Genomic DNA, 24377 nt, shown 5'->3' with positions numbered 1-24377 from the left:
ATCAGGAGCAGGACGCCCCGATCGCGCGCTCGATGACGGGTCGATTGATCGAGAGGTGGGGCTCGACCACCAGATCAAGATGTCCGCCGGCGATCGGAATCACGTCCAGTTCTTCAAACAGGGAGTCCCATCCGAGGCGCGGCGTCACGCCAGGCCGATGGCAGGCAAAGACAGTTCCCTTGATGGCTAGACGAGGCTTGGCATTCTCGACCCAGCGTCCGAACGCGCGCATCCGGAGAATCTCCTCGAGCTCGAGCTTGAGCATGAAGCGCGTGTTTGCCAGGCGAGGCCATGTAATGGTGTCGATGAGCCTGCAGAATCGAGCCTCCTGGCCCAAGCGAGCGGCGAACTTCGCCACCGAGCGACAGAACATGCGGTAGATCGTCACTCGATGGGATCGAATCCGCTGTAGCGTGCGAGAGAGGGCTTCTCGGTGATTTGCTCTGCGAGGGCCGACATTGGTGTCGAGGATGCCCAGGAATTTAACGGCACGACCTTGTTCGATCAACCGGCTTGCGACTTCGAAGGCGACGCCGCCGCCCAGGGAATAGCCGATCATTCGGACGTCGCCGCGTGGTTGGGCTGCATTGATCTGTTCGACGGCCATCGCGGCCATCTCCTGCACGGAATCGCGCCCCGCGAGGCTCCAGCTCAGATCTGGATAACGAATCGGAATCACCCGCGCCACCTTGCCGAGCTGAGCGCCAAATGCGGCCATGCTCGGGCCATAGCCCATGGAGCCGGGCAGTATGACAAGACCTGGGAGAATCTGGTCGTTTAGACGCTGCCGCACCGGTGGCTCCACCGTCGCGATAGCCCGGATCATGTCTTCAGCACTCATATCGACCGTGAACGCTTCCATGCTGACTTCGCGGCCGATGAGGTCTTCGATATCCATGACGCAGCGCAGGAGCTTTAGGGAATCGCCGCCGGCCTCATCCCAGCGTCCGGCAGCTTCCGGCACGCCGAGGATGCTGCTCCACACCTGCTGCACGATCCTGTTGGCCTCGGCCATTCCTTGCATCGTCGGCACGGGCGCGGGCGAGGTCGTTTTGCTCTCGAGATCGAGCTGCTTCAGCTTGGCGTGATCGATCTTACCTCCTGGAAGGCGCGGAATCTCCAGTATCTCGTGCAGCCTGGTCGGATGCAAAGCCGCAGGAACAGCCTGCCGGATGCTGTTGCGAACGTCGGTCCGGAAGTGCGCTTTTGGTGGATCGGCCGGTGATGCAAACAGGACCAGCTCGTTCGCGTCCGTCACGACGGCGACAGCGTCCTTCACATAGGTGAGCTTGCGCAACGCACTCTCGAGCTCGGCCGGCTCGACACGCTGGCCATTGATCTTGAGCTGGCGTCCCTTCCGTCCAACGATCCGCATCAGTCCGTGCGTATCCACGGTGACGAGGTCGCCGGTCTGATAGATGCGAGACTTTGGGTCATCCGGGGAGGGCGATGCCGGAGAAAGCCGTCCGTCTTCCCAGTATCCGAGCATGACGTACCTGCTCTTGATCACCAGTTCGCCGACTTCACCGTGCGGGACGGGCTTCCCATTTTCGTCGACCACGGCGTACGATATGCCGGGAAGCAGGTAGCCAACAGGAACGCTGACGCCGTCCTCTCGCCATTGCTTGGGAAGAAACCACTGAGTGCCGGTGGTTTCCGTCGACAGATAGCTGACCTGGATGAAGCAACCCGGTGGTATCGCTCGCCGAACGAGCGCGATATCGGTCCACAGGACCTTCTCCCCGCCGATGCGGATCATGCGAAGCGAGTCGAGATCGCCTGGCCGGCTTGCGTTGATCAGTGCACGCACCAGGGCTGGTACAACGTATGTGATCGTTACCTGTTGCGTGGTGATCTGGCGAAGAACACCGCGCAATCCGAGCGCCTCGACGTCGACGATGTGCAGTTTTGCCCCCGTCAACAAAGCCGACAGCATCTCCCGGCAACCGGCGATCGTGGTGGGGCCGCTCAGAGGCATGAAGACGTCTGCCGCACTTATGTGGCAGGCGTCCACATATTGCTGGACGCGCTGGAGCAGGTTGCGTTGGCTGTTGACGACCCCCTTCGGAGTTCCGGTGCTGCCGGAAGTATAGAGCACTACGGCAGGCGCATCGACCGAAACCTGGGGGAGTGTTGAAGTTGCCGCGGAAGGGTCGCTGGCGCCGGCGACGTCGAGCCAGCGCAGGCCGTGCTGTTGGATCCACCCGGCGGAGCTGTCGCCGTCTTGCCCGATCAGCACGGAAATCCGGGCGGCCGCGGCGATAGCCGTGAGCCGCTGAACTGGATCGCGGGGATTGAGTGGGACGAGGACTCGTCCGGCCGCCATGCAGGCCAGCATGGCGATCGGCTGCCAGGCCGAGCTGCGCAATAGCCATCCGACGGCTTCCTGCTCCGGGATCAACGCGCTGATCGCCTGGGCCAAGGTCAAGACGCGGGACAACAGCTGCGCGTAGGTGAAGCTATGATTGCCGTCGCTGATTGCGACCCTGTCGGCGAACTTCGCCGTCACCGCAATCAGGTGTTCGATGGCGGGGACGCACGCAAAGCCGGCTTCCAGGGGATCGAATGATCGATCGACCGGACCGTTCAGATCGAGAGGGACTCCCACGGGGCTCAGCCAGCTCGGCGTCGCTGGAGCTTGCTGAACGGTCGAGGGCAGGTGCGCGTCAAGGGCGTCACATGGATCACCCGACGGATCGCCAGATATCTGAAGCCGCATCACCGTACCCGTCATTTTGCTGTCCCAACGTACTTAATCAGGCCTGGGTACGCATACTTCAAACGAAGGATGCCGGTTTCGCAGCCACCGTCTGGTCGATCGGCTGGCTGCCATATCGAAAGACCCGGGTGATTAACCCAGGCCGCCTCGGGATCATTGCCGTGGTCTCAGGCCAGATGCAGCGTGGTCGGAAACATTGATTGCAGGTTCGATGCTTGTCCACCGTACCGCCGTTGTTTTGAAGCGGCGATAGTAATGCATCAAAGTCGATGTTGATGACGGCTCCAGATCCGAGGGCGCGAGCTCGGACGGTACTCCGTGCGTCAGGACACACCAGAGCTTGACACGAGAATCGAGATCCGACGTCCCGGCAAACCGGGTCAAAGTGCTTCGCACGACGTCGCGGCTCGTACTTCCGGCGCGGACGGCAAGCAGAACGTGATCCGCCCAGGAGGCGAGGAGGCGCACTTCCGGCGCATCATCCAGCGATGGTGCGTTGATGACGACGAGATCGTAGGTGTTCCTGAAGTGCTCGAACAGCGAGGCGACTTTCGGACCCGCCAACGGCCCCAGGCGACTGCCCTCGGACAATCTCGACGATATGTAGTCGAGTCCGAGCTCCGGGATGTGCTGGACGGCCTTGGCGGCCGCTCCGTCGTGCGCCAACAGCTTGAACAGATCTGCAGCCTCACCGCCGACGCGCCGGGGCAATTGAGAGAAATCCAGGAACAGAACGCGCTGTCCGAGTTGCGCCGCACAAAAGCCGAAACTCCAGGCGATCGCGCTCTTGCCTTCACCGTGCAAGCTGGATGTCACCAGGATGACATGCGGCGTCTGTGGCGAGACCGGATCGGCGGCCATGAGGGATACGACGGTCGAGCGAACGGCCCTGTTATGCGAGACAGCCGATTGCTCTACGAACCGCTGCGGCGAGATGCTCAGCTCCGGCGGGATCGAGGGGATCAACCCGACGCACGGGATGTCCAATGCCTCTGCAGCTTCCGCCTCGGTGTGCAGACTTCGATCGAAGTGCTTCAGGATGATCGCGACGAGACATGCCAGGAGCGCGAAGATAATCGTGATCGGTGGAACAAGGAGGAACGGGTTCAACGAGCTCGGAAAGTCGGGTGGTGAGGCATCCGCGATGACGGTCACGTCTGGCTCGGCGACCACGCCCTTCGTGGTGAGATCCTGCCGCTTTCGTATCAGTGTTTCATATTGCTGCGCCAGCGTGGTTATTTTCCACTCCAACGCGGCGGCGGCCTGTGCGGCTGCCGGTGATGACGAGATCTGACCTGAGTGACTGGCGTCCCATTCCGCCTTCGCCGTCGAAAGTTCGCGCTGAACATTCGCCGATTGTGCTGCGATGGCGTCCAGAGCCTGGAGCTCCACAGCCCGCTTTTGCCGGACAAGCTCGTCAGCGTAGGATCGGGTGACCAGGTTTGCGACGTCTGCGGCCCGTTGTGGATTGGGGTCGCTGGCAATTACGCTGATAACTCTGGACCGGCGCTCCTGGCTGACCTTCAGGCGCCCTTTCAATGCTGCCACCGCCGCGCCGTCGCTCGGGTCTTTCCGGAAGGAGAGGAACCCCTTTATCTTTGACAAGGCAGTGCGGAGCACCGAACCGTTCTCGTTGGCCGGGTTGTCGAGCATCCTCAGTGCCGGCAGGAGCCGCCGCAGATACGCATCGGATGACATGACCGTTACGTGCGTATCGATCGTCGGGTCGTCCGAACCGCCAGTCGGCGAGGAATTTCCGGATGCACCGGCATTGTCGGCCGCTCCGCTTCGAGCGCTCACGACAAGCTGTGCCGTTGCGAGATAGGTGGGCGACATGAAAATACTACCGAGCACCGCGAGCAGCGCGCCCGCGCCGATCATTTTGACGATGAAGAGCTTGTATCGCCTGATGCTCTCGAAGACATGCTTGAATGCCGCGATGGCGTCATCGGGAGGTGACTCGTCGCCCTTTGACCGGCCCTGGGTCAGGACAGTCACCGGCAGAATCCGTTTATTTGTGAACGCTTCCATCGCCTGCTCCTTTACTGCGCCGGTTCCATCACGCCTGCTGTTCGCGAAGGCCCGGAGGCAACTGCTGAGTCGAGCCAGGACTGCAGCATCAAGACAGCCCACAGCGGTCGTGAGAAATCGCGGCGACCGCTAAGATGTTGAAGCCAGCACTCCTGCACGCGGGAAACATCCAGGAGATGCTGGTTGCGAAGACGCGACTCCGAAAGAAGGTCCGACGCCCACGAACGAAGAGGTCCCTTCAGCCAGGAGCCGATCGGCACGTCAAAGCCCTGTTTCGGTCGCTCGAAGAGGTGGCGCGGCAGGTAGCGGCCAAGGACCTGGCGCAGGAGCCATTTTCCCTGACCATGACGCACCTTCGCCGAATTCGGCAGCGCCCAGCTGAACTCGACAACGCGATGATCCAGAAGCGGGCAGCGTGCCTCCAGGCTCGTGGCCATGCTCGCGCGATCGAGCTTCACGAGAATATCGCTCGGGAGATATCCAAGCATATCCCGAACGATAAAATCAGACAGCAGATCGTTGAGCGGCGGGATCGAGTCCGGCTCCGAGCCTGCCTGGGTTCGCGTCAACTGCAGTTCGGAGAGCCGCGTCGACCGACGGTACATCTCGCCGACGTCGTTGCTGCCAATAAGGTCTGCCAGGCGGTTGATCCGGTCGCCGTGCGTCATCCGCTGCAACCAACCTGGAAGACGAAGTGTTTCGACGACGCTTTCGCGCATGCCGCGCCCGAGCAGCGCCACACCGCCCGCGGCCATGGTCCGGATCGATCGGTTGGAGTTCAGCAGAGGCGCTAAGCGGGCGGAAAGTACGTGCCTGGAATACCCTCCGAAGCACTCGTCACCCCCGTCGCCCGAAAGCGCAACGGTGACGTCCTGCCGTGCAAGTCGAGATAGAAGCAGTGTCGGGATCTGCGATTCATCGGCAAACGGCTCGTCCCAGATGGTTGGAAGTTCGGGGATGACCGCTCTGGCGTCCGCGGAGGTGAGACGTAGCTCGGTATGGCTGGTGCCGAGGTGCTGCGCCACGGCCGCAGCATTAGCCGTTTCATCAAAGGCGCGCTCACCGAATCCAATCGTGAAGGTCCGTACCGGGCGCGCCGATTGGGCCTGCATCAGGGCCACGACGGTCGAACTGTCTATTCCGCCCGACAGGAACAGCCCGACCGGAACGTCGGCAACCATTCGGTCGGCGACCGCGGCCTTGAGCAGATCGCAAGCCTGGGAGACGAGCTGCTGGTCATCCGCAGTGGCGAGCGCTGCGCGGCCCGCTTGCGCGACATCGGCCAACGACCACCAGGAGCGTGCGCGTTCTTGTAGAGCTGCGGCATCCCGGCAGACCGAGAGGTCCTCGGCACGGATCGATAGGGCGCCCCCGGGTGGAATCTTGAAGACGCCTCGCCATATGCACTGGTCTTCCGGCAACCATCCGCGGGTTAGGAACTCCGCAACCGCGCCCGGGTCGATCTCCTGGTGAAAGTCGGGGAATGCCGCGATGGCCTTCAACTCAGACGCGAACACGACCGCATTCGACGTCCGCGCGACGTAGAGCGGCTTTTTCCCCATTCGATCGCGGGCCAGGTGCAGCGTGCGGTTCCGGCGATCCCACAGGCCGATTGCGAACATACCATTGCAGCGCTGGAGAGCCTTCTCCAGGCCCCATTTCTCGATCAGGGCCAGCAAGACCTCCGTATCACTATTGCCGGTGAAGCGCTTGCCTGCGCCCTCGAGCTCTTGCCGCAATGGCTTGTAGTTGTAGATCTCGCCGTTGAACGTAATGACGAAGCGGCCGTCGCTCGAAAGCATTGGCTGCCGGCCCGCATCGGAGAGATCGATGATGGATAGCCTGCGATGCCCGAACGCAACGCCGGCGTCACGATCGCTCCAGAACCCGTCCGCATCAGGACCGCGGTGGCGCAGGCGAGCCGTCATCGGCCCGATCGCCGCCAGGTCGGCGGATCGAGAAGCATGCGGCGTCTGAAGTATTCCTGTAATTCCACACATTGCTTAACTTCCAACTCGCGCTTGCGCCAATGAGCGCGGATCCGAGCCCAGGATGAGGCCCAGCGTGACGGCAAACCACACGGTCGGGTGCCGCAGAATGAAATGGCTGATGCTGAAGACGGCGAGTGCAAAGATCAGGACAGCCAAGGCGTCGAGCCGTGCGCGAAGCAGGAGCGCAAACGTGCCGACAAGCAGGCTGACAATGGCGATCACGCCAGGCAGTCCACCTTGGGTGAACACGTCCAGGAGGGTGCTGTGAGCTTCCACCGGGAGTGCTACGCCCTTGTCCGTGATTCCGCTTGGCTTCTCTAGATGTGGCCCGGGCCCAAGGCCAAGCGACCCGGACTCCAGTCCGGCATGCAAGGCGTCTTGCCAAAGACTTAGCCGCAGATTGGCGGTTGCCTTCGTTGCCTCACCGCCACGATCCTTCATCATGCCGGCGGCCAGCCCCTCGACATCATTCGCCGTTGCCATCCCGTAGGGGAGCAGTGAGAGCGAAAGGGGAATTATGGCGACAACGACGATCGCTGCAGCTGCGAAACGCAAACTCCATCGATGTTCGGGGGATGTCAGCCAGCTTCGCAAGCGCAGCGCAATGAGCAGCGGTATCGACAGCGACATCGAGATAAGAAAGGTATCGCTCTTCGTCAGCCGGCCGACGATGAATGTTACGATGCAGCTAAACACTGCGACGATCCGGCCAAACCGCTTGGCCGTCAGAGCCATGTGAAGCGAGAGTGGTGTCAAAACCGCACAGTAGATTGCGAGCTGGTTTGGATTCTCCGACCACCCGCGAAACCTGTCCCAATACCATGGATCGACCGACGCGATGCTGAGGTAGCCCCAGCCCAATGCAAGTTGCACCGCCACGGCGACGATCCAGAATCCGATCAGGAACCATAGCGACTGGCGTAGGGTATCCTCGGGTCTCAACGTTGCAGCCACCAGGCAAGTGAGGGCCGCCACGAGGAGATATGCGAAGATGTCGTGCACGACGAGCTCTGGGTCGACGATCTCCGGGCGCAGCAATGCAAGGAAGCCCCCGAAACTCTGAATCAAGACAAAGCAGCCCCAGAATGCAACGAGCCAGAGCAGGGCTTGGGGGTTGTAAATTCTTGAACTGACCAAGAGATGCAGGGATGCGAGACCGAGCCAGAGGACGAGGCAGGCTTCCCCGATGCCCAGGGGGAAGCTGGGAAGACGCAGCTGCGAGGCTGTCCCAAGCACGAGGCCAAGCGCAAGAAGGGCACTGCCGATCATTGTATTTCACTGCTGCTGTGCGCCGCCGGCCGCCAGCCACTGGAATAGCTGCGGGGAAGCAGCTGCGTGTAAAGCTCGGCATAGCGATCGGCGACGACGTTGAGGTCGAACTCCTTGCGCACCACGTTGATCGAGCGTTGACCCATCGTCTTTGCACGCGCGGAATCCTGAAGAAGGTCGAGAATTGAGGCCGCGAGCGCGCGCGGGTCGCGCGGCGCTACAAGTTTGCCGTTCCAGTCCTCGCGGACCACGTCGTCGCACCCCGGCATGCGGGAGGCGACGATTGGCACGCCAGCCAATCCGGCTTCCAAAAGAACACGGGGAATGCCTTCACGATACTCAGTCGGAAAGGCAAAGAGGTCGGCGATACCCAGAAGCGCGGGAATATCCGATCTGGCGCCGGTCGCAATCACATATGGTGCGTGCGCCTCGATCAGCTCCTGACCTACGGCGAATGGACCCTCGCTTTCGCGCGGACCGACGAGCAGAAAGCGGACGTTCGGGCGGACTTCATGCACGAGCTTCGCCGCTTCGAGGAGCGTTGTGATTCCTTTTTGGACGGTTAATCGGCTCACTGTCAGGACGATCTCGGCATCGCCGAGCCCGAGTTCGGCGCGCAGCGCGGCAGGCGAGGCCGTTCGCGCTTGCGCCGCTTCGAAAGCGCCGACATCGATCCCCGAGCTTCCGATGATGACAGATGAGCTCTTTCCGAGCAGGCGGTGTCGTTGAAAGAAGCTGCTGTCGGCCTTGTTCTGGAAAACCGTCGCCGCGGTCCAGCAAGCAGCCAGGCGTTGCATCGCCAGATAGACGGGGCGGAAGGCCAAGGCTCTCAGTTCTGTCGATGAGAATACCCATCCCATTCCGTTGATCGTGCGCACAACCGGTACGGAGCCGCGAAGCGCCAGCGGCGCAAACAGATTGGGCTTGGTATCAAACGTCTGGATCACGTCGGGCCGAGCGCTCTTCACGAGCCGCGCCAGTTGACCCATGGCCGCGCGATCGGCAAAGCCGACGCCAAATCTGTCGAACTGATATTGATGATACGGGATTCCGGTCTTCGCGAATGCAGATGCTGCACCAGTGCCGGCCGCGCTCACGCGCAGGCCGCGGTTCTGCAGAGCCGCCAGGAACGGGATACGCAAAGCGTGATCCTCGCCTCCTACGCAAAGCAAGTGCAGCGCCATGTTGGTTCCTTCCAGCCCTTTAAGCAATTCCGCCAAGATGTTAATCTTTGCGGAGGCCCCCGGTTTTCCCGGCGAAAGTTTGACAGGATCAGGTTAGGACGTGGCCGCGGCCTGTCTTCATTCATTCGCATGACAGCGGAAGTGAGCGGTTGGCGGACGTGCTCGAACAGGGCTGAAAAGACGACGCGGCGCGAGTGCATGTTTGCTGAACGCGCCGCGAAGCACGTCGATCTCCGACCAGTCGAGACAACGCGACACCGTATTCCGCGTCCACGCTAGGGCAGGACGGCGAGGCGGCCCAACAACGCGATCAGGTCTGCTTGCCGGCGTGTCTGTGTTTTGACAAACAGGGAAGCCAACTGGGAGCGTACTGTCGTTCGACTCAATCGTCGCGAACGAGCAATGTCGATCAGGTTGTTGCCTCGCGCCAACTCGAGAGCAAGCTGGGTTTCGGCAGCGGTGAATCCAAACAATCGCTGCAGCGTCCGCGGCGAAGGCTCCGGATGCGCGTCGAGATCCAGCAGGATCAATGCGATGGTCTCGTCGGACCACGCATTCGCGACCTGGTTGATCAGCGCGGTAAATCCTTCCTTGGTGGATGTTGCCAACCAGGAAGTCGAGCCTGCCGGAAACTGTGCGCCGGCGCGGTGGACCAGTTGCTTGACGGCGCCATAGAGCGTTTCGTGGCTCGCATCCACGCGCGCTTCGCGTTCCAATATTGCACGGCCGGCCGGACTGAGCTCGATAACCTTGCCGCGTCTGAGCAAGACCTGTCCGCAGCCGATCCGCGCGAGCACCCCGCGCAAGCCGTCCTGCTTGGGGTTCTGGGCGTCAGAGTGAGCAGATGAAACGGGACTGGAAATATTGAATATCGATTCAGAAGAATGACGCTGTAGAGCAATGGTAGACCTTGGCAATGCTTGGCTTAAGTTCAACATTTTATTCCCCCGGCCGCGCTGACCCGATGGAGTGAACGTGCCACAAAGATTCCCAACTTCTGCCACGCCTGGCAACGTTGAATGGGGGGTAACCCCGCGGCCGTCGGAGGGGGTGAAAGTTGCCGATCTTCCGGGCATCGACCCGGTTGTGATCAACGAAGAGGTAGCAACGCGGGTTGAAGGGGTAGCAAGGCGGGTTTAAGCCTCGCGGGAGCAGCCATGGAGGTATGCGGAAGCTACTCCGGAAGGAGCGCCCTGCTTACTCTTAAGGGAGTACCTCTGTTCGTGCTCAGTTCGAGAAGGCCGGCGCAGGGCGCAATGTGACTTCGATCACATCGCCTGGCTCCACGTCGAAGTCGACGGATGCGGTTATCCTGTCCCACTGTTGACCGAGCCGCCGCACGACGACCACGTCGGGATTGAGCTCGCCTGAATTGACGGGGATGGCACCCGAGCCGCCGATGGGCTGCAGTTTTTGACTGAGCGCCTGCATTCTCACGCGCAAGTCCGCCAATCGAACGTTCGAGTCTTTCTGCTCCCTGAGCAGATTGATCGTGCGCTGGCTGGTCACACGTCCCGCTTGCCGCAGGAAGTCCTCACGCTGACGCTGGAGCCGCATAAGTTCGACGCTGGTCTGCAGGCGTCGGGTCGAGGACAGCAACAGCGCGCGCCGGCTTTCGCTGACACGAGGACTTGCAAGCAATCCGGAGCCGAACGCCTTCATGACCCGTTCGAGCTCCTCTTCGTCGGCCTGCACGCCCTTCTCTTCACCTTCCTGTTGCTTCTTGAGCGTAGCGAACTGCGCGTCCGTTTGCTTTACGGCGTCGTCCAGGAAGCGTTGTTCCGTGCGGTAGTCGCTTTGTGAGGTCTTCAGAGAGTCCTTCTCGGCTTGAACGACCGAACCGATCACACCCGCGGGCAGCGAAATGTCGCTTGGAGGCGTGGCGTCGAACGTGTCGCGGCCATCAAGCTCCGCGCCGGTTCGGACGATATGGAAGTATTCCTTGGTGTATTCGGTGGCGAGGGACTGGTAGTCCCGCACAAGATCCGCAGGGTCGGTGGCGCCGGGCTGCATGCCACGCGACCGCAACAGGCTGAAGCCGCCGGCCACTGCCACGGCCTGGCGCACGGTCATTGAAGCCCGATACGTCTGCTGTCCGGGCGTGAGCACATCGCCGGAAACATAGACCGGCCGATATTCCACGACGCTTGCTATGACGTCGCCGGGCTTGACCACGAATGCCTGGTCGCGTCCGTCGGTCAGGCGTTGACGCAGTATCCGTGCCTGCAGCAGCGTCTCGATGCGGTTCTGCATCTGCGCCGGGGTCAGGCCGGCAACTTCAACCGTCCCTCCGCCCGGAAGCGGGATGGTGCCGTCGATCTGGATCTGCGTGCGGTTGCGTTGATCGGGGAGGCCACCGATCGAAATCTCGATGGTATCACCCGGTCCGAGCTTGTATGGCGCGGCAAGGGATAGCCCGCTTGTCGCGAAAAACAGAACCGCTGCGCATGAACCCAGCAGGAGGGTGGAAGATGGACTGCTTTTCTTCTTGCACTTCATGGACGAACTCCCGATGCAACCGAGCCTTCGCCGCTCGCGATTTAGGGACACCGATATCGGATCCTTCAGCCGGCTCTCTTCAAATCCGGGATGAGGGCGGTCGGAAGGAAGATCTCGTAGTTTCCGAAGAAGTGCCTCTGCTCCTCGACGTGGTCGAACAAGCCCTGGCTCAAGGCAGCGAGGATTTCGCTGATCCCTTGCTGAACGCTGATCTCGGGCGTGAAATTCAATACCCGACGGATCTTGTCGAAATTCACGCGGTAATTTCGGGGATCGGCGCCGCGCTCCTGATAGGTCACCTTCGATCGCGGAATGTGCCGCATGATCTCCTCAACGACCATCAGCTTGGTGAAGTTGTTTTCCTCGCAGCCCACATTGAAGACTTCGAAGGCGACCTTGCTGGTCGGTGCGCGGAGCACTTCCTCGATCGCGCGGGCAAAATCACGAACATGGCAGTAAGGACGCCAAGTCTTGGGATCGAATACCAGCAGTTCTTTTCCCAGGTGGAGTTCACGCACAAATTCGTTCACCGTGAGATCGAAGCGCATTCGCGAGGAAAGACCAAAGGCCGTCGCAAAGCGGAGAACCGTTGGATGGAATCCAGCCTTTCCCTTGAGACCCAGGATCTTCTGCTCCATCTCCACCTTGTGCTTGGCGTAAAGGGAGAGTGGTGCGAGCGGGTAATTCTCGTCGACGGCCGTGTCTACTTCCACTAGCCCATAGTTCGAGCAGGTGGACACGAAGATCAGCCGATCGACCGGATGGTGTTGCATCGCGTCGATGAAGGACGCGACGCCATTGCGATTGATGGCGTGACTTTCATCGGGGTACTTGCTCGTGATCGGATCGCCGACGAGCCCGGCGAGGATAACGACGTCATCCACCCCCTTCAATGCTTGATTGGCGAAACGGGGATCGCGAATATCGCCTTGCATGAACTCGTATTGCGGAACGCTCAGATAAGGCCAGGCACAGCTCTCGTTCTTGTAGATGAGCTGATCCAGGCAACGGACGTGCCAACCCTTTCTCAGAAGATGGCCCGTGATCACTGAGCCCACGTAACCAGCACCACCTACCAGAAGCACAGTTCGCTTTTCAGTCGCCATTTGATCACCCGTCTACTTTTGAAATAGGTTCGCACCGACAGACCCGCCAGTTGGCGCTATGCCGCTCTGGCTCTCCGGTCGGGGTCCTCGCATGCGGTTGAGAAGCGGCTCCCCCACGGCGATCCAGCCGGCCTGAACGATCCACCGGAGATCGGACGTGATGGTTCGATTGGAATAATATGCCAGGTCGATCTTCGCCTTGGCGGGAAACAGAACCTCCCGATAGAAATCTGCCACATTGCCGTCCGGCGGGAACAGCTCATTTTCATGCCGGAAGAGAACCTGGCACGGTCCGACGAGGCCTGGCCGGTGTTCCAGGATCTTTTCGAAACCATTCCTGAAACAGTCGGCAAATACGAGGGTCTCGGGTCGCGGGCCGACGAAAGACATGTCACCGCGCAGGATGTTCCAGAGCTGCGGTAGCTCATCCAGCTTGAATGCAGCCAGCAGCCCGCCGATCGTCGTCATGCGGTTGTCGTTCACCATCGTGAGCGGACTTCCGCGATCGTCGCAATCGGCTCTGAACTTCCGGAACTTGTACATGCGGAACGGCGCCCCGTTCAGCCCGAGACGGAGTTGCGAATACAGTATCGGTCGCCCGCCTTCGATCCAGACTGCAAGCGCAATGACCAACAGGATCGGCAGCGAGACGAATATGGCCGTCCCGGCACCGAGGACATCGATGACGCGCCGCAAACGCACGGCCGGAGCTGCCGGCCCAGCGCATCCCGCATTGACCGTTTCGCTCATGCCTGTTCGACCTCCGCGGGACAGGTTACCCGAAGTCCATCTGCGAGGCTGTCTGCCACGTGATCGACGTCGGCGGGAGTCATCGCGGGATGGAGCGGCAAGGTGAGCTCACGTCCGCAAAAATCCTCAGTGTTGGGTAGGCTGATGCCCGGATACTGATCCTGGTAGAACGTCAACCGATGCACCGGGGGATAGTGAATGGTCGTCTGAACGCCGCGCTTGCTGAGCTGCTCGATCAGGGGTTGCCGCGCGCTTGCCGCGGGGAGAACGACCGGCATGAGATGGTGGGCCGATACCCACGACGCGTTGAATGGCACCAGGACCGAAGGGCAACGCTCGGCGAGCCGCCGCCGATAGTGCAGCGACAGATGCCGCCTGGCGTCGTTCCAACCTGCCAACTTACGCAGCTGCACCAGGCCGACCGCGGCGCGCAACTCGTCCATGCGGTAGTTGAATCCAAGAAGCGTCACGTCGTATTCGGGGCTGCGGCTGACGAGGCGCTGGCGCGTGTTGGTGGTCATGCCATGCGACCTGGCGCGCTTGATCATGTCGTTCAAGATCCGGTGACGCGTTATGATTGCGCCGCCTTCAGCAGTCGTCATGTTCTTGTTGCCGTAGAAGGAGAACGCGGCTGCATCGCCAAACGTGCCGACCCCCTTGACGCCGGGCGCATGCGCGGCGTCTTCGATCAGGAGCAGACCCTTGCTGCGAGCGAAGGCCTGCCACTCCTCTCGATCAGCGAGGTAGCCCCCAAAATGCATGAGGATCACCGCTTTCGTCCGCGAGGTGCATTTGCGGAGCGCGTCGGCCGCGGACATCAGGGGAATTGCCCCGGATTGGACATCGACGAACACGGGCCGCGCTCCGACGTAGAGCACGGCATTGGCCGTGGCAACGAACGTGAGAGATGGAACGAGGACTTCATCGCCGGGGCCGACTCCGAGCGCATGCAGGATGAGGTGAAGTGCGGCCGTGCATGATCCGACTGCAATTGAGTCCTCGGCGCCATGCATGCGTGCAAACGTCTGCTCGAACTCCCGTACGCGATCCCCCATGGTGATCCAGCCGCTATCGATCGCGGCAACAAGAGCTTCCTTTTCGTCAATTCCCAGGGCCGGTTCTGATACCAACAGCATGTGTTCCTCTTCCCGTTCATTCCCCATGCGAAGGGTGACGCTGCGTCACGCAGCCGCAGTTGCGAATGCAGTCGATTGCTCGTCCCACGCAATGTCCTGGGCTTTCAGGAAGTCCTCGACCCGGCCAATGTCGAGCCACAGGCCAGTGTGCTTGAAGACGTTGACGCGGGCTTCTTCCTCGAGCATCTGGAACATCAGGTCGTCGAATCCGAAGGGGACGCCCGACGGAATGCGCTCGAGGACGACCGGATTCATGCAGTAGATTCCCATGCTGACGAGGTTCGTCAGCTCCGGCTTCTCGCGAAATCCGGTCACGCGTCCATCGATTTCATCAATCACACCGAAGTCCATCTTCGTGCTCCGAACGGAGGTTCCGATGGTGATGTTGGCGTCGGATTTTCGGTGATTGTGGATCAGCTGGTTCAGGTTCAGGTCTGTCAGGACGTCACCGTTGAGGACCAGGAACGGCTCGTTGAGCTGTTCTCGCAGCAATGACAGCGGGCCGATCGTGCCGAGCGGCTCGAGCTCCTGCGTATACGTGATCTGCATGTTCCACTGGCTGCCGTCACCACAGACGCTGCGGATCAGATGGCCCAGATAACCGGTGGTGACGAAGACCTCTCCGATCCCGTTCCGTCTCAACCATTTGAGAACGAGCTCGAGGACGGGACGGGCGCCGATTGGCATGAGGGGTTTTGGCAAAATGGACGTATGTGGACGAAGTCGAGTTCCTCTGCCGCCGCACTGAACTACCGCTTTCATCTGAACCTCCATGTACTCAAAAAAATACGCATCAAAAAAAACGAGATATGCTTCTCACGGAAAAAGGTAGGAGCAAACCATGCCTGCGTCTTCGTTCGTTTGCATGAGAGCGTTGGAATCGGACGGCAGAGGAATGCCGGCGGGTAGTCCACGCAGTCGTGCAGTCGAGGCGTGCCTCTCCGGAAGACACGGGATTCGCCTTGACCAAGGGGCTCATGCGGAAGGGTTCGCGAAGGGCGAAAAAACGCCGCACTCGGCGGCCGGGTGAAGCCCCGGGGCGCCAAGCTGCGATCGAGTCACAGGACAGCTCGTTTCCTCTGCTTGCCGGACGCGCCGGTCGGTCAGGTATCGGCGGCCAAGTTAACCTTGCTGGCGATGTAGCGTGCCATGCCCCGAATTGAATCGAGATTCTCGGGCAGGATCTCATTGTCGTCGACGGCGATGCCGAAGGTCGTCTCGATGAACCCGACCACCTCGAGCACTCCGGTCGAATCGATGATCCCCTGGTCGAGCAGGGAAGCGTCGTCGTTCAGCGCCGCGATGTCGCTGATGTAGAAATTCGATGTCAGAAAGGCGCGGATCTGCTCCTTGCAGCGGTCGGGTGCCAAGACCAGTGTCATTGCGTTGGTGCTCCATATGAAAGCGGGTGCGTCGATTGGTCGTCCACAAGCTATCCCGTGATGAGCTCTCTCTTGTTGATCTTGCCCGTATCCGTGCGGGCCAGTTCCGGCACGATAACGACGTACTTGGGGACCATGAAACTCTCGAGGCGCTTGTGACATTCGCGCTGGATCTGCTTGGCGTCGATCGGCCGCACCTGGTCGATGACCACGAATGCCTTGATCGCGTGGCCGAGCAGATCATCGGGAACGCCGACGACTGCCGCTTCCCTTATGCCGGGAATGTCCAGCAAAGCGCTCTCCACCTCCTTGGGCGCGACCTTCTCGCCGCGAGATTTGATGACCTCGTCGCTCCGGCTGACGAAGTACAGATATCCGTCGGCGTCCATCTGGCAGAAGTCGCCGGTGTAAAGCACCTGCTCGCCGGGAAGCGGTCCGGGCTTGAGTTTCTTCGCAGTAGCTTCGGGCTTTCGCCAATAGCCCTTCATGACGGTCGCACCGCGGATCACCAGCTGGCCGGCGATGCCGGGGCCGACCCGTTGATCACGCTCGTCGACGATCCACATTTCGGTATTCGGGATGGCAATTCCTACGCTCGACGGCTTCCGATCGAGATCCTCCGGCGGCAGGTAGGTGCAGCGTTTGCATTCGGTAAGACCGTACATGGAGTAGATGCGGGCGCCGGGGAACGTGTGTCTCAGCTGCGCCAGGTGCCGGACCGGCAGTGCGGCACCGGTGCTTGTCACGTAGCGAATGCTGGATAGATCGTAACTCTTCAACGACTCTAGCTGCAGCAGAGTCGAGAACATCGTCGGCACGCCGGGAAAACCCGTCACTCTCTCTTCTGCAATACGCCGGAGCGTCTCGGCGGGGAAAGCAAACGAGCGCTCGAGAACAAGGCGCGCCCCGGCGCGTACGGCCATGATCATCTGATACAGGCCGTAGTCGAAGGCGAGTGGCAGAGCGTTGAGGATGACCTCATCGTCACGGACGTCCAGATACGACGAAACCGACGTACACGCCGTCATCATGTTCCGGTGCGTCAGCATCACCCCTTTGGGCTCGCCGGTCGAGCCCGAGGTGTAGACAATGGCGGCGAGATCGATATCGATGCAGCGGCGCGTTGGTGCTGCGGCGTGCTCGGTGGCCGTTACAGTGCTCCATCGCACGGCATGCGGCAGTGCGTTCAAATCGGCGTCGTCGATTGGGCCGGACACGATCACGCGGCGCAAGGACGGGCAATGTCGTGCAGGTTCGCGGAACGTGGCGTAAAGGCGCGTTTGCGTAATGAGCGCAGTCGGCTGGCAGTCATTGAGGAGATAGCCGAGCTTGTCGGGTTTCGTGAGAGGGTTGATGAGGCATACGATCGCGTTGGCCTTGAGGACGGCCCAGAAACTGACGGCTGCCTCGACGGTGTTGTCGGCAAAGATCATCACACGATCGCCGCGCTCGACGCCGGCCTCGACCAGGTGGTGCGCGACCGCATTCGACCACGCCTCGAGCTGGTCGTAGGTGACCCGATGACCGTCGCATACGAGCGCGACCTTCGCGCCGTTTTGATGGGCCGAGTTGATCAGGTAATCGTGCAGGAGCGGCACGGGATCGTTGATCATGCGTAAACTCCCGGTACGTCCTGGTGGTCGACGTCCACGCTGAGCTCGAGGCGGTGCGGTGCTTCCGGCCGGTCCGCGACGAATTGCTGGAACAGGAGCTGAGTGGACAAGACGCCGACGAGCGCCATGTTGTCGAAGTTGGACAGGTCGCCATTGCCGGCGAGTGCATGGGCTTGGCACTTGGTGCGCAGCCGTTCGACCGCCACCGGGTCGAAGATGTTGGCGGCGCGGACGCTTGCGCCTGAGAGCGCTTCGTCGACATAAGGGGGGGCATCCCTGTCGACGAAGCAGAGCGCATTGGGGGTCCGGTAGGGCTGCTTCTTGCGTGTGACGATCTCTGGTGGAACCTGCGACTGTGTTACACGCTTAAGGACGTGCTTCTCGTCGAGGATGCGAAGCTTGCAGGCGTCGGGAAGGGAGTTCGCGAGCTCGACGACGTCGTCGTCAAGGAATGGAAAGCGTCCCTCGACCGAGTGCGCCATCAGCATCCGGTCTCCCTGCGAGGAGAGCAGGTAGCCGGCCAGGAGCGTCTTGGTCTCGAGGTACTGATCTTGTGCGAGCGGCGTCCAGCGGGAAAAATCCGGTGGCAGACGATCGAGCAGTTCGGTCACCGGGTCGGCTTGCGAAGTCGCAGCGCGCATGTCTGCGGAGAACAGGCGCTTGATCGCGCTCGTGCTGCGCCAACGCGGAGAATGAGCGAAGCCGGGCGCATCCGGGGCAGCAATGCCGTGTCCGAAGAACTTCAGCGCGATGGCCTGCATGTGGACCGGCGATCGCGAGATGTAGGGATAGAGCCGGCTCAGGAGGGCGGCGCGCCGCGTTGAGGCCGGCTGGCGGCCCCAGAAACGGCGGATCTTGCCTTCGCGAAACACATCATAGCCGGCGAACATTTCATCTGCGCCTTCGCCGGTCAGCACGACCTTGATGCCGCGCTCGCGTACGAGCTTCGAGAGCAGGAACAGCGGTGCAGGGGCGGTCCGCAGGATTGGCCGCTCAGTGTGATAGATGACCTTGGGAAATACCTCGGCGATATCCTGCCGCGAGACCATGAGCTCGTGGTGCTCGCTCGCAATCGTGCGTGCCATTAGGCGTTGATAGGAGGTCTCGTCATACTCAGCGTCGGCAAAGCGCACGGAAAACGTCTGGAAGCGCCTGCCTGCAAACCGGCTTCCCAATGCCGCAACAAGCGAACTGTCGAGACCACCGGAGAGATAGCTTCCCACGGGGACGTCGGACCGCACCATTCGGAGCGCCGTAGCCGCCTCCAATGCGCTACGCACAGCATCGATCACATCATCATTGCAGCCGGCAGACAACAAAATGCGATGCTCGTCGGACCGGGTCGCATAGGACGGAGTCCAGAATGCGCGGTCCCGGACCGCGCCGCGCACGTAACTGCGGACGTGTCCCGGTTCAATTTCCGTGATCCCCTGAAACACGCTTTGCGGCGGCACGCTACTCCAGAAGGTAAAGGTCTGGTCGATGCCTGCCGGATCGAACGCTCGAGGGATTGCCGGATTTGCCGCGAAGATGGCCTTGATCTCACTGGCGAAGTAGAGTTGGCCTTGATGGTTGCAGATATAGAGCGGACAGATTCCGGTCCGGTCACGGGACAAGACGAGGCGGCCGGCAGAGGCGTCCCAGATGGCAAGGGCCCATTGCCCGTTCATCCGTTCGAATGCTGCCTCGCCCCAGGCGCGATAGGCCTGAATCACGACCTCCGTGTCGCTGCGGGTGCGGAAGCGATGGCCGAGCGAGATCAGCTGCTCGCGCAGCTCGACATAGTTGAAGATCTCGCCGTTGAACACGATCCAGGCGGGGCCGCCGGGATCGGAGAGAGGCTGTTGTCCGCCCGCTATGTCGATGATCGAGAGCCGGGCGTGCGCCAGGCCCGCGCGTTGGTCCCGGTAGAGGCCTCGCTCGTCTGGCCCGCGATGTGCAAGCGCCCCGGTCATCCGCAAGAGCGCTCTCCGCGAAGGACTCGGAGCGTTCGCACTCAGCGCCACGATGCCCGCGATGCCGCACATGCCGTCTAGTCCTCGATTACCGCATCAACGAGTAGAGGCGGGCTGTGAAGATAGCGCGTCGCCCGACGCTTGGAAGTGATGTCCTTGAAGACCTTCTGCACCTGCGCTGTGGCCAGACCTACGGCCTCGGCCACGTTGTCGGCGGAAATGCCGTGGTTGACCGCGTACATGCAAACATCAGTCAATCGATACGGGGCAGCGAAATAGAACTCTTCCTGGCTCTGCGGCAGCGAGAATGTGTCGGATGTCGGCGGCCGTCGCCTGATCTCGTCGTCGATGCCAAGGTATTCGGCCAGTTGGTAGACCTGGCTCTTGTAGAGATGCGCAATCGGCATGACGTCCGCATCCCCGTCACCCTGCTTCACGAAGAAGCCTTGATCGTGCTCGAGCCGGTTTGGCGTACCTATCACGGCATATTTCAGACGGTCCGCGTGATAGTACTCGGTCATCTTGCGGACCCGTTGCTTGTAGTTGGTTGCAGCAACGATCTGCAGGTAGACCTCGGGCGGAAGACGCACGGTGGAGGTTTCGCCGTCCGGGTCTTGTACGGTCAGACGGGTGATGTTGATGCCGGCGCTCTCCGAACCCGAGCCGAGTACCAGCTTGCATTTCCAGTCGGTGCCGTACTCGGGTACGACGGCTTGGATCGCCTCTCGCTGCCGGCGGTATGCGCCCAATGCTTCGAGAGCCGGTGCGATGTCTTCGACAACCGTCGTGAGGCGCAGTTGCGTGGCGACGGCCCGGCCGAGCCTCAGCGAATCGGAAGACGAATCGCGCTCGGGCATCAGCAGACCGAGGACCTTCGTATTTCCAAATGCGCGCGCACAGAGCGCTGCGACCACCGAGCTGTCGATGCCGCCGGAAAGCCCGACGATGGCTCCGCGTCGGCCAAGCACGCCAAGGACACGGTCGCGCAAGAACGCGACGATGCGCGCGACCTCGGATGGCGCATCCAGGACCAGGGCGTCTTTACTGAACGCGGGTTCGGTTTGGCTGTGTGCTGCTTGCAAGGTCACTTGAACAATCCGCCTCTCTCTGGGGAAACTCGGCCGGTGAGTAGGTTTGCGACAGCGCCTTCTGGACGAGGTGCAAGTTCATCGCGAGGTAGGGCGGCATGACCAGATCGGTGTGAGTGCCTGCGCTTGGGACGACATCGATCTGGGCAAACGCACGATCCCATCCCAGAGTTTGCGGCATCTTCTTTCGCTGGCATCGGAACAGAACGGCGGAGAACGGCAGCATCGATTTCGGCTCCGCCAACCAGCGGAAGTAGGCCTTCGCGCGCAAGACTTCCTGCAATTCTTGCTTGAGCCTGAACGACGTGAGATCGAACTGCCCCTTCGCGCGGCGATCGAGCATCCGGGCCAGGTTAGCTTCATGGCCGATCGCAACGGTTGCCTTGGCGAGGGCCCGGCAGACCATCCGGGGCGCGGTGACCCGGTTGTTGCGGATTCGACGGATCGTGCGGGTCAACGTCTCCCATGCAGAACTGCGCTCGCCCATGAGGCTGGTGTCGAGAATTCCGAAGAACTTCACCGAGCGGCCGGCGGCAAACATTCGCGTCGCGACCTCGAAGGCGACCGCCCCACCGAGGGAATGACCGAGAAGTCTGATGTGGCCGCGCGGCTGGATGCGATTGATCTGCTCCACGGCAGCAGCAGCCATATCGCAAACGCTGTCCTGACCCTGCAATATCTTGCCGAGATCCGGGTAGCGGATCGGAACGACATGTGCAATTTCGCGGATTGAGGCTGTCAGGGCGGCGAGGCTGGCTCCATAACCAAGTGAGCCGGGCAGTAGGAAAAGCACGGGCGGCGCCGCCGCCACAATGCACGAGGGCGGAGAAGCCAAATCCTCGCCTGTATCAATCAATGGCCGTAGCTTCATTGGCATGCAACCGACTGACCGAGCTCCAAAATTGGAGTATGAAGACGTTGAAAATCCTCTCATCATTCATTTGCATGAAGCACATGGTCGCGCCCAGGAAATTGGTTATTTTCGCTCCAGCGCGTCTGTCGTCCATGTGCCGCCTCCTCGAGCGGACGCGAAGTTCGGGGCGTGCTCTTTCGACCCTCTGGGTCACACAGGCCCATTGATCGGTGCGCCCGACGTCCGCGCGCCGCCAGGCCCATTCAAGAGAAACAGCGCCACGATAATTCCCAGGGCGTAGCCGGTAGCTCCTCCGGCGGCCATCATGTAGATCACCTGCAACGGGTCGAGGCCGAGGTGAGCACCGATGAGAAGTGGGCCAAATACAAACACGGCCCGCACCAGATCAACCAGCAGACGCAGTTCCTGACGGCGAAAAAGAGTCGGAACTTCCTGAATGGGCGTCGACAAGGCTTGTGCGGCGCACATGAGCGCCAGGGCGCCCATGATCTGACCCGTAGGTATCCAGGATTCTCCGAGCAGCGGAACGACGACGTAGGGGGAGATGAATCCAAGGCCGAGCACCGGCAGAACGATCAGGCCGGCCGCAACGACCAACAGGCCGCATGCGGTGCCGAGCAGATGATGACGGTCGAAGTCTTTGCTGGCCTCGGCGACGAAGACATTGCTGAGCGGCAAGGCGATCAGGGTGACCGGACCAGTCACGAGACGGGCGGCGACGCCAAAATGCCCGGCGAATGCGGTACCGAATAGCGAGCCTATGAAGATTGCGGGGAGATTGATGATCGCGAATCCCGCAAGGGCGGAGGGCAGCTCGAACAGGGGAAATTTGTACTCTCGCCGCGCCGTCGCCGCGACCGAACCCCACGGGGCTTGCGCGATGCGGCGGATGTCCTCCCATTTCAGGAGCCGGACGCAGAGAAATGCGATCAACACAGCCTGGCTCAGGATGTGGGCTTGGATCATTGCGCCGTCCCCGAGGTGCGCGAGGCCGAAGCTCACCTGGAGCACTGCCATCGACGCCGGCAGGATCAGGCGGCCCATGCCGAAGTCACGCATATGATTGAAGCGCAAGCACCAACAGTTCATTGCGTCGGCAACGCCGACCGCAGCCATCCCGATGGGTACGAGGTAGGTAAGATGTTGCAGTCGTGCTGGCACCACGTCCGACAGCAGGTATCCCGCGGTAAGGACAACAGAGGTCGTAAAGCAGACCGCCACGAGTGTGAGCTTGAGCGCGACCAGCGCGTGAGCTCTGTCCTCGACCACATACAGAGACGTGCTGAAGCGAAGTCCGGCTATCGCGCCGACGATGTTTACGATCGAGAGATAGATCGTGAAGATTCCAAAATCCTCCGGCGAATAGAGCCGGGTGAGGATAGGAATAGCCGCTACAAGCATGAGCTGGCCGGTGAGTGCGAGGGCGGAGACGCCCGCCGCTGCACGAACAAGAGCCCCTGTCCGCGTCGGACCGGTCGCCGGTTTCGCGGCCATGAAAAACTTCCTCGGTCCAGAATTCATTTCAAAAAAAGCAAGATCGTTGCGACGACGGTGCGATCTGTTTCGCTTCGATCGTAGGATGGAGAGGGGGGCGCGCCATCATTCGTTCGCATGACGCTGACTGAAGTGTCGCGGAATCGAAGGAGAGTTTGCATGAACAGCTCGTGCTTGCGGAATAGACGACGCATGGAGCCCGATCGTGGGGCCGGAACCCAGCTGTGATGCGCGTGGCTTGTGGGCGGATGATGGATACTCACGCAAGCCGCGCCGACGGGAGACGCCGATCTACAGGCGATGGGGACGTGAGCTGTGCAAGCCGAAGGCCGGTCCGCGCGAGCAAGTCCGACAAGGCGGATGGTCTGACGGCGATCAGGTTATCGTCGTCCGGTCCTGGTATGTCGGGAGACGCTGGCTCGAGTCGTCCCGCCCTGAGATGGAAGAGCTCAAACCCGTGATCGGTCAGTCGGTCATACAGCTCCGCACGCGAGGTGCCGGCCCGCCGAAGGTTGAGCTCAGAATCCTCTATGTACAGACATCGGCAATTGGAAATGGTCTGGGCGGCGCCCTTGAGAAGATCGACTTCGAACCCTTCGACATCGACCTTCAGGAGATCGATCGCCCGATTTCCGACGATCGAATCGAGCGTTCGTACTGGAACTCGGAGCGCCGCGATGCCGGCCGGAGGAGTAGCGCATGCGAAGTTCATGTCGTCACTCCGAAAGTCCGTGAAGACGAGCTCGCCTTCCGTGCTGCCGATCGCCGTGTTGTGGACCTCGACGGCCAATCCGTTCAGGCGAATGTTGCCCAGCAGGTATTTGCAGATGCGCGGATGTGCTTCGATAGCGATGACTCGTCCGGATCGGGCAACCCGCATGGCGGCCGCGAGGCTCAACTGTCCGACATTCGCGCCGACATCGACGAAGGTTTCTCCGGGCTGCAGGTAAGATCCGACGAAGTCGGCGTCTTCGGCGCGAAGGTTCCGGTTGCGCCAGAGTCCTGCGGACATGGAGCTGGGATAGAAACGCATTCTGTATCCGGCAGGAAAGCCGAAGGTGATAAAGCGGCACAGTCCGCTCACCCACAGTCCGCGCGATAGCAGGAATCGAGCCTTGTCGGGCTCCTCTTGAATTCGAGCGAGCAGTTGATGCAATTTGTGCAAGGGGCCACCCATCTCTAGCGGTTAGCTGCTCGGGAGAGCGTAGGCTGACCGGGGCGCCCGGCCATCCTTCATTTGCATGATGGTATCGATCGTTCGATTCCGGATCTCCCGGCTCCGCCGT

The 24377-nt window shown here is 61.1% G+C and carries 19 protein-coding genes; all 19 read right to left on the bottom strand.

Features of this window, described 5'->3' with window-relative positions:
- Position 1: 1 nt before the first annotated feature.
- Positions 2–2734: a non-ribosomal peptide synthetase gene (locus IVB46_RS22480; protein ID WP_247308905.1), complete on the bottom strand. Its 2733-nt coding sequence runs from the start codon at positions 2732–2734 to the stop codon at positions 2–4.
- A 138-nt stretch (positions 2735–2872) separates the two neighbouring features.
- Positions 2873–4750, bottom strand: coding sequence for a hypothetical protein (locus IVB46_RS22475; protein WP_247308906.1), 1878 nt, complete (start codon positions 4748–4750; stop codon positions 2873–2875).
- 11 nt (positions 4751–4761) lie between these two features.
- Positions 4762–6750, bottom strand: a complete 1989-nt coding sequence (gene asnB, locus IVB46_RS22470) for an asparagine synthase (glutamine-hydrolyzing) (protein ID WP_247308907.1) — start codon at positions 6748–6750, stop codon at positions 4762–4764.
- Positions 6751–6753: 3 nt separating this feature from the next.
- A complete protein-coding gene (locus IVB46_RS22465) occupies positions 6754–8010 on the bottom strand; it encodes an O-antigen ligase family protein (protein WP_247308909.1) in 1257 nt (418 codons plus the stop codon).
- Positions 8007–9230, bottom strand: coding sequence for a glycosyltransferase (locus IVB46_RS22460; protein WP_247308912.1), 1224 nt, complete (start codon positions 9228–9230; stop codon positions 8007–8009). The genes IVB46_RS22465 and IVB46_RS22460 overlap by 4 nt, the downstream gene beginning before the upstream one ends.
- Positions 9231–9469: 239 nt before the next feature.
- Positions 9470–10132: a helix-turn-helix transcriptional regulator gene (locus IVB46_RS22455; RefSeq protein ID WP_144030703.1), complete on the bottom strand. Its 663-nt coding sequence runs from the start codon at positions 10130–10132 to the stop codon at positions 9470–9472.
- Positions 10133–10421: 289 nt separating this feature from the next.
- Entirely contained in the window at positions 10422–11693 is a 1272-nt protein-coding gene (locus tag IVB46_RS22450; RefSeq protein WP_247308914.1) for a polysaccharide biosynthesis/export family protein, read from the bottom strand.
- 65 nt (positions 11694–11758) lie between these two features.
- Positions 11759–12799, bottom strand: a complete 1041-nt coding sequence (locus tag IVB46_RS22445; RefSeq protein ID WP_247308916.1) for an NAD(P)-dependent oxidoreductase — start codon at positions 12797–12799, stop codon at positions 11759–11761.
- 12 nt (positions 12800–12811) lie between these two features.
- Complete coding sequence (locus tag IVB46_RS22440; RefSeq protein WP_247308918.1) at positions 12812–13549, bottom strand: sugar transferase; 738 nt, start codon at positions 13547–13549, stop codon at positions 12812–12814.
- Positions 13546–14685 carry a DegT/DnrJ/EryC1/StrS family aminotransferase gene (locus IVB46_RS22435; protein ID WP_085401009.1) on the bottom strand — a complete coding sequence of 380 codons (1140 nt, stop codon included), beginning with the start codon at positions 14683–14685 and terminating at the stop codon, positions 13546–13548. The genes IVB46_RS22440 and IVB46_RS22435 overlap by 4 nt, the downstream gene beginning before the upstream one ends.
- Before the next feature lie 45 nt (positions 14686–14730).
- Positions 14731–15447 (bottom strand): sugar phosphate nucleotidyltransferase, encoded by a 717-nt coding sequence (locus tag IVB46_RS22430; RefSeq protein WP_063986521.1) that lies wholly within the window; start codon positions 15445–15447, stop codon positions 14731–14733.
- Positions 15448–15788: 341 nt separating this feature from the next.
- A complete protein-coding gene (locus tag IVB46_RS22425; protein ID WP_014496395.1) occupies positions 15789–16067 on the bottom strand; it encodes an acyl carrier protein in 279 nt (92 codons plus the stop codon).
- Positions 16068–16117: 50 nt separating this feature from the next.
- A complete protein-coding gene (locus tag IVB46_RS22420) occupies positions 16118–17680 on the bottom strand; it encodes an AMP-binding protein (protein ID WP_247308921.1) in 1563 nt (520 codons plus the stop codon).
- Positions 17677–19707, bottom strand: coding sequence for an asparagine synthase (glutamine-hydrolyzing) (asnB, locus tag IVB46_RS22415; RefSeq protein ID WP_247308922.1), 2031 nt, complete (start codon positions 19705–19707; stop codon positions 17677–17679). Before asnB (IVB46_RS22415) ends, IVB46_RS22420 begins: the two co-directional genes overlap by 4 nt.
- A gap of 5 nt (positions 19708–19712) precedes the next feature.
- Positions 19713–20723 (bottom strand): NAD(+) synthase, encoded by a 1011-nt coding sequence (nadE, locus tag IVB46_RS22410; protein ID WP_071915348.1) that lies wholly within the window; start codon positions 20721–20723, stop codon positions 19713–19715.
- Positions 20677–21579: a thioesterase domain-containing protein gene (locus IVB46_RS22405; protein ID WP_223153623.1), complete on the bottom strand. Its 903-nt coding sequence runs from the start codon at positions 21577–21579 to the stop codon at positions 20677–20679. Before IVB46_RS22405 ends, nadE begins: the two co-directional genes overlap by 47 nt.
- On the bottom strand, positions 21572–21730 hold the full coding sequence (locus IVB46_RS22400; protein ID WP_223153622.1) for a hypothetical protein: 159 nt from the start codon (positions 21728–21730) through the stop codon (positions 21572–21574). The genes IVB46_RS22405 and IVB46_RS22400 overlap by 8 nt, the downstream gene beginning before the upstream one ends.
- A 56-nt stretch (positions 21731–21786) precedes the next feature.
- Entirely contained in the window at positions 21787–23091 is a 1305-nt protein-coding gene (locus tag IVB46_RS22395) for a lipopolysaccharide biosynthesis protein (RefSeq protein WP_166097390.1), read from the bottom strand.
- A gap of 259 nt (positions 23092–23350) precedes the next feature.
- Positions 23351–24103 carry an FkbM family methyltransferase gene (locus tag IVB46_RS22390; RefSeq protein WP_247309125.1) on the bottom strand — a complete coding sequence of 251 codons (753 nt, stop codon included), beginning with the start codon at positions 24101–24103 and terminating at the stop codon, positions 23351–23353.
- Between the last annotated feature and the right edge of the window lie 274 nt (positions 24104–24377).

Origin of the sequence: Bradyrhizobium sp. 61, assembly GCF_023073075.1 — a bacterium.
Lineage (GTDB): Bacteria > Pseudomonadota > Alphaproteobacteria > Rhizobiales > Xanthobacteraceae > Bradyrhizobium > Bradyrhizobium barranii.
The sequence above is the reverse complement of the archived record's forward strand: the minus strand, read 5'-3'. Positions and strand labels throughout refer to the sequence as shown.

Excerpts from the sequence above, each read along its gene's own strand:
- IVB46_RS22445 (WP_247308916.1), bottom strand. The coding sequence starts at position 12,799 with ATGGCGACTGAAAAGCGAACTGTGCTTCTGGTAGGTGGTGCTGGTTAC.
- IVB46_RS22395 (WP_166097390.1), bottom strand. The coding sequence starts at position 23,091 with ATGGCCGCGAAACCGGCGACCGGTCCGACGCGGACAGGGGCTCTTGTT.
- IVB46_RS22430 (WP_063986521.1), bottom strand. The coding sequence starts at position 15,447 with ATGAAAGCGGTAGTTCAGTGCGGCGGCAGAGGAACTCGACTTCGTCCA.
- IVB46_RS22465 (WP_247308909.1), bottom strand. The coding sequence starts at position 8,010 with ATGATCGGCAGTGCCCTTCTTGCGCTTGGCCTCGTGCTTGGGACAGCC.
- IVB46_RS22450 (WP_247308914.1), bottom strand. The coding sequence starts at position 11,693 with ATGAAGTGCAAGAAGAAAAGCAGTCCATCTTCCACCCTCCTGCTGGGT.
- IVB46_RS22455 (WP_144030703.1), bottom strand. The coding sequence starts at position 10,132 with ATGTTGAACTTAAGCCAAGCATTGCCAAGGTCTACCATTGCTCTACAG.
- IVB46_RS22390 (WP_247309125.1), bottom strand. The coding sequence starts at position 24,103 with ATGTCCGCAGGACTCTGGCGCAACCGGAACCTTCGCGCCGAAGACGCC.
- IVB46_RS22440 (WP_247308918.1), bottom strand. The coding sequence starts at position 13,549 with ATGAGCGAAACGGTCAATGCGGGATGCGCTGGGCCGGCAGCTCCGGCC.
- IVB46_RS22400 (WP_223153622.1), bottom strand. The coding sequence starts at position 21,730 with ATGGACGACAGACGCGCTGGAGCGAAAATAACCAATTTCCTGGGCGCG.
- asnB (WP_247308922.1), bottom strand. The coding sequence starts at position 19,707 with ATGTGCGGCATCGCGGGCATCGTGGCGCTGAGTGCGAACGCTCCGAGT.
- asnB (WP_247308907.1), bottom strand. The coding sequence starts at position 6,750 with ATGTGTGGAATTACAGGAATACTTCAGACGCCGCATGCTTCTCGATCC.
- IVB46_RS22480 (WP_247308905.1), bottom strand. The coding sequence starts at position 2,734 with ATGACGGGTACGGTGATGCGGCTTCAGATATCTGGCGATCCGTCGGGT.
- IVB46_RS22420 (WP_247308921.1), bottom strand. The coding sequence starts at position 17,680 with ATGATCAACGATCCCGTGCCGCTCCTGCACGATTACCTGATCAACTCG.
- IVB46_RS22475 (WP_247308906.1), bottom strand. The coding sequence starts at position 4,750 with ATGGAAGCGTTCACAAATAAACGGATTCTGCCGGTGACTGTCCTGACC.
- IVB46_RS22435 (WP_085401009.1), bottom strand. The coding sequence starts at position 14,685 with ATGCTGTTGGTATCAGAACCGGCCCTGGGAATTGACGAAAAGGAAGCT.
- IVB46_RS22425 (WP_014496395.1), bottom strand. The coding sequence starts at position 16,067 with ATGACACTGGTCTTGGCACCCGACCGCTGCAAGGAGCAGATCCGCGCC.